Origin of the sequence: Thalassobacterium maritimum (assembly GCF_031127805.1) — a bacterium.
Taxonomy (GTDB): domain Bacteria; phylum Verrucomicrobiota; class Verrucomicrobiia; order Opitutales; family Coraliomargaritaceae; genus Thalassobacterium; species Thalassobacterium maritimum.
Window position 1 is genome coordinate 1 of record NZ_JARXHW010000090.1, and the last position, 6787, is coordinate 6787.

The 6787-nt window shown below is 54.9% G+C and carries 4 protein-coding genes; 2 read left to right on the forward strand and 2 right to left on the reverse strand.

Annotation, left to right across the window (positions count from 1 at the left end):
- Nucleotides 1-69 precede the first annotated feature (69 nt).
- Nucleotides 70-222, forward strand: coding sequence for a tyrosine-type recombinase/integrase (locus QEH52_RS18835; protein ID WP_308952509.1), 153 nt, complete (start codon nucleotides 70-72; stop codon nucleotides 220-222).
- A gap of 196 nt (nucleotides 223-418) precedes the next feature.
- Here QEH52_RS18835 and QEH52_RS18840 read toward each other — a convergent pair whose 3' ends face one another.
- The gene (locus tag QEH52_RS18840) at nucleotides 419-2749 is read right to left on the reverse strand and encodes a discoidin domain-containing protein (protein WP_308952506.1); all 2331 of its coding nucleotides are present in this window, start codon (nucleotides 2747-2749) and stop codon (nucleotides 419-421) included.
- Between the two features lie 274 nt (nucleotides 2750-3023).
- Entirely contained in the window at nucleotides 3024-3236 is a 213-nt protein-coding gene (locus QEH52_RS18845) for a hypothetical protein (RefSeq protein WP_308952507.1), read from the reverse strand.
- 718 nt (nucleotides 3237-3954) lie between these two features.
- Here QEH52_RS18845 and QEH52_RS18850 point away from each other — a divergent pair.
- Nucleotides 3955-6486 (forward strand): alpha-L-rhamnosidase-related protein, encoded by a 2532-nt coding sequence (locus QEH52_RS18850; protein WP_308952508.1) that lies wholly within the window; start codon nucleotides 3955-3957, stop codon nucleotides 6484-6486.
- Nucleotides 6487-6787 lie beyond the last annotated feature (301 nt).

Genomic DNA, 6787 nt, shown 5'->3' on the forward strand with positions numbered 1-6787 from the left:
AGCTGCTAATGCTGAATACTGTCGCCGGGGATGCAAGTAGGAAGCTCATGAAGATTGCGTTGTACGTGAATCTTTAATTTAAAACACTACCTAGAGAATGGGACAAATATTAGGACTTTGCAGGATTTCTTAGGGCATGCCTGCGTGGAGACGACGATGATCTATCTGCACGTGATGGAGGACCAGCAGGATCAGATCTTGAGCCCGCTGGACGCGCTTTGAGCATCGAATGAACACAAGAGGGATGCCCAAAGGCCATTTCACCTGCGTTACGGAGGCGTCAGGTCGCCCCCTCGCCTATCCTAGAGTAGCTGGTCATACGGAATGACAGGATGATTTATCCCAAATCATGCAAACGCTGAGCCTAACAATGGGAAATAGTGCAGGAAAGAGAGGCCACTTCCAGTCACCTAGCAGCTCATCGCTTGAGCGGGAGCGTGATTTTGTGGCCAAAATACCCGTGACCGTAGGACACCGAGATGGTATCTCGGGGCTGACATTGCAACTGATGGTCATTGGACTGCGGACTTTCTCCCATGGCGATGGGCAGGCTTCCGAGGAAATCTCTGGAGCTTTCGCCCGCTTCATGGACGACCAGTTCTTCACGGTCCCCCGAAGAGCTGGTCACCACCACGACGCCCGATTCCTGCTGCGTATAGTCGAAGTTCAAGGGGGCACGCAGTGACACCGTCAAATGATCCCCCTGCACTTCCGCTGCGATTTGAGTGCGCGCTTTTGCGAGGTAAGCTAGGCCCAAGTTGAACGGTGTGTTGTGCTGAACCCATCCCTCGGTCCAGCCCACATTCCCCAACTCGGGATGGTAGGGAAAGTGGACGTTCTTGGCGCAGCCATCCAAGACAAAACGCACCAACTCCAACTGACCGTTGCCGCCCTTATAGCGGCTGAACCAGCCGAGTTCGACGCCCTCGATCTCGCTCGGCGCCTTGCTGTTATAATGCCGCCCGAGGGGATTGCGCCCGAACATCGCGTCGAAATGCGCCCACAGGACCTCATCCAGACGCGACGACTTGTCGGGATCGTCCACGAATGGCATCGCCGCCAAGATTGCCGCGGGCAGACCCACGACATTGCCCACCTCGTTCCACATATGCGGCTTGGGGCCGGAGGGAACCCATTGGTCGGGCTGGTCGCCGAGTTTTCGAAAGTCCCAGGCATTATCCGATCGTCGAATCACCACATCGACCCACGCTTCGATCTTCTGGTGCAAGCCCTGCGGGGCGCTGTCCGGATACGTCGCCAGCAGACGGGCCAGTCCCGTCATGGTCACCCACTCGCCTACCCGCTGCCCCTTGGTGGTCTGTGGATCGTTCCAATCGAGGTGTTTCACCATCCAATCGGCCTGAGTGACAGCCGCATCCAGATAGCGCTGCGCATCGGGACGCCCCTCCTTTAAAGCCACTGCATGCATCAACAGATTCGGTTCGATGGAAAACCCCGGAGGATAGGCCCCTTTGGTTGAACCGATTTTGGTTTTCAGGGCAAACAGGTCGTGTTCCGGACTCTCGTCGTGGCGATAATCCTGATCGTCCTTCGCGTCCGCCCAGTGAGCGAAGGCAAAGTCGGACACCACGCGGTAATTTTGCTCCGGTAGATATTCGCTCATGGTCGGCCAGGCCTCGAGAAAATAAGCCAGTTGCGCCTTCATAAACTCATGGGTCAGCCCCTGGGTGACGATCACGTCAGCTCCCCAGTGAATGAGCTTCACAATGTCGGGCGCATTTTCGGCCGGCGGCTCCAATCGCCCCCACAACGCAGAATTCTTGGGCGCCTCGTAGCGGATCTGTCGCGGCATACGGGTGTAGGCCGACGGATTGGACAGCCATTGTGGCACCAGGGTATTCAGCTGCCAGCCAAACGCATGATCATCGCGCCATCCGTAGGACCATGAACGACGTCCACGAGTGTTGCCGACGTAATGACGACTGTCTATCATGAAGTCCACGGCCCCCTGGTAGCTCACCCGCTCCAGCCACCACGGCCCCACCCGGAAGGGCACTGACTGCTGTTCCCCGACCACAACCTCATACTCGCGATCATCGCCGGGAATGAAGCCTGTGAAATCGCCGATCCAATTCGTGACGGTCCCGCGATAGAGTGCCTGTTCCTCTCCCACCGCTCGTATCACGAAGGCGGTGCCGTCCACCACATTCGGCGCAGTAAACCGCTTCGGCGACGCGTCATCGAAACCGCTTTGATTGAGCAACACCCCCGGCACCACCTCGACCTCGGATGCCCCCGGCAGTTGAGGAATCCCCTCAGCTGAGTAAGGCCACACCACAATCTCGGCAATGCGTGCGACCTCCTTTGGCGTGCGGGTTATCTGGACCCGAAGCCGGTCGGTCACGACATCAACTGCCGCGTCAAATGGCATCCGCAGCACAGTCGCTTCATTGCCAGCCACCATAGCGGAAGGAATGTCCACCCATGCGTCCTCATGTTGGAACTGAATCGAAAAATCGGTAATTGGATCCTTTCCCTGATAACCGGAGAAGAGGTAAATCCCGCCCAAACGCTGAACCGAAGGCAAGGTCAGTTCGATCCAGTGAGGGCCAGCTTCTGCCAAGCTCAACCACCGCGAGTCATCCGAGCGACCACCATCGATCACCTTGGCAGCGGGAGCTGTAGAACGCTCGGAGCTGGCCACAGCCGACAGCGGTTGGATGGGTTTAAGGTCAGCCGCAGCCAAGGAAGTGGCGAGAAGAGTCAAGAGCAGGAAGGGACGTTTCATGTCAGTGAGCAAAAAAATCAGGGGTTGAAGGGTAAAATTTTCTGAATCGAAGCTTTGAAAATTATTTCAAGCTAGTTCTCTGCTTTCGCGATCTGCAATACCCGATTCTAAACGAAGGCCATAAGCTAGTCCTCCAAACCTGCCCAAGAGATCACTTCGCCCCATCTAACTGATATAGTTCTGCGACTCTTGTTGAGTCACGACTATAGCAGAGAAAAATGACAACTCCTCCAGCGCAGAGTTTCCTGTGCGCCTACTAAATGAAAACCAAAACCTAACGGCTACGAAAGAGGAAAAGGCCAAGCATAAAGACGCCTGCCAGGAAGGCAGAAGTGCCTCGCAATTCTGTGCCTGCCCCTAAATTGGAAATCGAACCGATGCCAAAGCCGCCATTCATGTCATTAGTGGCCACACCACTCGCTGCAGGGTCGCCACTCCCCCAAATTAGATCCCAATAAGCCCAGTCAGTCGTGCCAATCGCAGTCAAATTAAACTCAGCCTCTGAGGAGAGATCCGTACGCCCCTCAAAGTTGATACTTGCAGCACCTATTTGGGTGCTTTCATGTCCAGATACTTCTATTCATAAAAACACTCCCCGAATAAAAAAAATGTGCCGTTCTAAGTTCAGCCAATTCGCTCGTGTATTATTATGTTCTTTGTTGATCGCCCCTTTAGGAGGAAACTCCTAAAGGGGCGATCAACAAGGTGCTCTTTTTGGGCAATAGCTTTACCATTGGTGGCTCAATAAGTGTGCCCGAAATCTTTGATGCCCTAACTATCGCTGCCGGGCATGAGGATCGATTGACTGTAATGCGAGCGGTCGGAGGAAGGGATGTTGCATATCATCATGCGAATAGCCTTTGTTATATCAAGTAAGAAGCGTGGACGCACGTTGTCATGCAAAATTATTCTACGCGCCCCACGCACATTGGTAATGTGGCCGCCCACATGGCAAATGGGCCTTATTAATGGGGCCTTATTGTATGCCGATGTGATAGCCTACAACCCAAATACGCAGGTGCACCTATACATGACTTGAGCACGGGCAGTCTCCAATGGAAAAATGACTTAACTAAGCCTTGAAAAAGATATATTATTGAACCCGTCGCCCCTACTATTGAATCTCCCCTCATCGAGAATCAGCGGCTTTACCGATTCAGTAATTAACTGACTAAAAGGATGCCATACTTTTACATTTAGTCACCATGCCAGACGCACAGAAGATCCAACTCACCCAATTCCCCTTCCCGAGCAAAAGCTCCGGGACTCCCTGGGGGCCCCGCACGGAATGGCCTGCCCACTGGATCCAAGCAGCGAACCCGCGCAGCAAATCCACCGTCACCGCCTATCGTCTCGACTTCACTCTGGAGAAAACAAGCGAAGTCGAGTTTCACGTCACCGCCGATCAACGCTATTGGCTCTACCTCGACGACATGCGCATTGGCCGAGGCAGCGAGCGTGGCACCACGCGTGAGTGGTATTACGAAAGTTACCGCGTCCGCATCCCCGCAGGCGCGCATCAATTGCGGGCCATTGTCTGGCACTTATGCGCCAGCCCTCCGTGGGCACAAGTCAGTGTGGAACCGGGCTTTCTACTCGCCGCATCGACGCCATTTACCGAGCAATTCTCCACCGGCATCGCCAACTGGCAGGCACAGGAGCTCCACAACGTGCAATTCCTAGCCCCAGTCAAGCAGGTGGGGCGTGACATCGGCTGCGGCGAACGCATTCATTACACAGGCATGCGATGGCTAGATGTGTTTTCCAAAGTTCATACCGAAGCATGGAAATCCCCTCACCTGCGCACTGCCGGTAACAATGGCTTCTTATTAGCCACCAGCCCCAACGACCGCATCCTTCATCCCGGGCGCCTACCATCCATGCGTGCCGAAACCATCCAAACAGATTGCACTGTCTGCATAGTCGATACACAGATACAGTGTATCAATTTAGCGCAAAATATTAAAAGCGAGGCGGCGCAATGGCATGCGCTATTGAATCATAGCTGCGATGCGACTGGCACCTGCGCTACCCACAACGCAATGGGTAAGGCACTGCGTCCCACCTCTAAGGAACAAGTCGAATGCGGGCCGCATGAGACATTGGGCAACGAAGCTCAAATCGCCGTAACCCCGATTACAATCGCTCCATACAGCACGCGCCGTATCCTAATTGACCTCAATAATTACTACTGTGCCTATAGTCAAATCGCCACTCAAGGCGGCGCAGGGAGCAGCATCACAATCGGCTGGGCCGAACGCCTATCAACCGATCCGCAACAAGCACTCGCTCCCGAAGATAGGCTTCAGCTAGAAGGCCACCACTTCGTCGGCGTAACGGACAGATTCACGCTCAACGCATCCGACACGAGCCTACTGGAACCACTCTGGTGGCAAGCGGGGCGCTTTGTGCAGATCACCATTTCAACAGCCGAGGAAGCTCTGACTATCAAACAAGTTCAGTTTGAGCATACGGGCTACCCTCTCAAAAACGAATCAAACTTCCACTCCGATGCCGCTTGGTTGAACGCTCAAATCCCCGTCGCGTATCGCACCCTGCAGGCCTGCGCGCAGGAGACTTACACCGACTGCCCCTACTGGGAGCAATTGCAATACATCGGCGACACTCGCATTCAAGCACTCATCACCTACCTGACTGACCGCGATGTGCGCCTCATCGAAAAAGGCATACACAGCTTCGCGCTCACAATGACAGGTGCCAGCCCCTTCCCGGCCTGCAGTGCGCCCAGCTCCGAGATCAAAATCATCGCCCCCTTTGCGCTTTGGTGGATCGGTATGCTGCGCGACTACGGACGCTGGCATGGGGACAGCGCATTCATTCGCAAGCACTTGCCTACCGCTTGGTGGATTGTGGATCACTTTCTTTTGGATCGCAATGAATCTGGCCTCATCTGCTCTCCGCAAGGCTGGAACTATGTCGACTCCACCATTTTTCCAGGAGGCGAGCCCAAAGGCGCCGAGCCTGGTGGCGTCAGTGGCATACTCAACTGGCAACTCGTACTCGCACTCAACGAACTCGCTGAGCTGAGTCAGTGGCTCGAGGAACCCGAGCGTGCAGAGTATGCCAAACGTTTGAGCCGTGAACTCGCTACCGCATGCGAAGCCACATTTTGGAATGCAGAATACGGCGCCATCGCCGACGATAGCAGCCAGAGCACCTACTCCGAGCACTCACAGGCGCTCGCTCTACTCTCGGGGCATCTCTCAGAAACGGCGCATGCCACAGTGTCTCGAACACTCGTCGTATCCAAAAATCTCTTACGCGCAGGCCCCTACTTCACGCATTACATTTGCGAAGCATATCGCCAAGAAGCTCACGCCGAAGCACTACAAGCGCGGCTACAAGAGTGGTCAAAGTTTATAGATGCAGGCTTTTATACCTTCCCCGAGGAAGCCATCGTCGGCCGATCGGATTGCCACGCTTGGAGCTCCCACCCACTGTATCACGCCTACAGCTCAATCGCTGGCATACGCCCACGCGGCTTCGGTTTCGACGAAGTCGAAATTCGGCCGCAGCTAGGCTCGTTACGCTCACTGAAGCTAAGCGTCCCCTGGCGCGATACTTTCATATCTTTACAAATTCAGACGACGAACGAAAGCAGCTACAGCATCGAAATCCAACTGCCCGATACGCTCCGCGGCGTACTGCTTTGGCACGGCGAGGAAAAGGCAATCACAGCTGGAACGACTCATTTGCGCCTAACAACTTCAACGTGAATACGCTGTAAGGACAGAGACGAGGGGGGGCAAACGTAGAATTTAAATATTTTCTCATTTCGAATGCTCACGGATCAGGTTTGTCCCCCTTCAAGGGTGTCCCATGCTCAGCCGCTTGGCAATCCAGGGGTTGCCGGCCGTCGTCTGGGTGCGCAGCTCACGTACGTGTTGGCCTTACCGGATTCAGGTGGACGTAGTCCACCACTCGAGCAGAGGCCGCTCCGATCCGAGCAGGATCGCCTTGTAGCGCCTCTGGAATACGTGGCCGCGTTCCTTACGCAGCCGGTTGAAACGCGTGGAG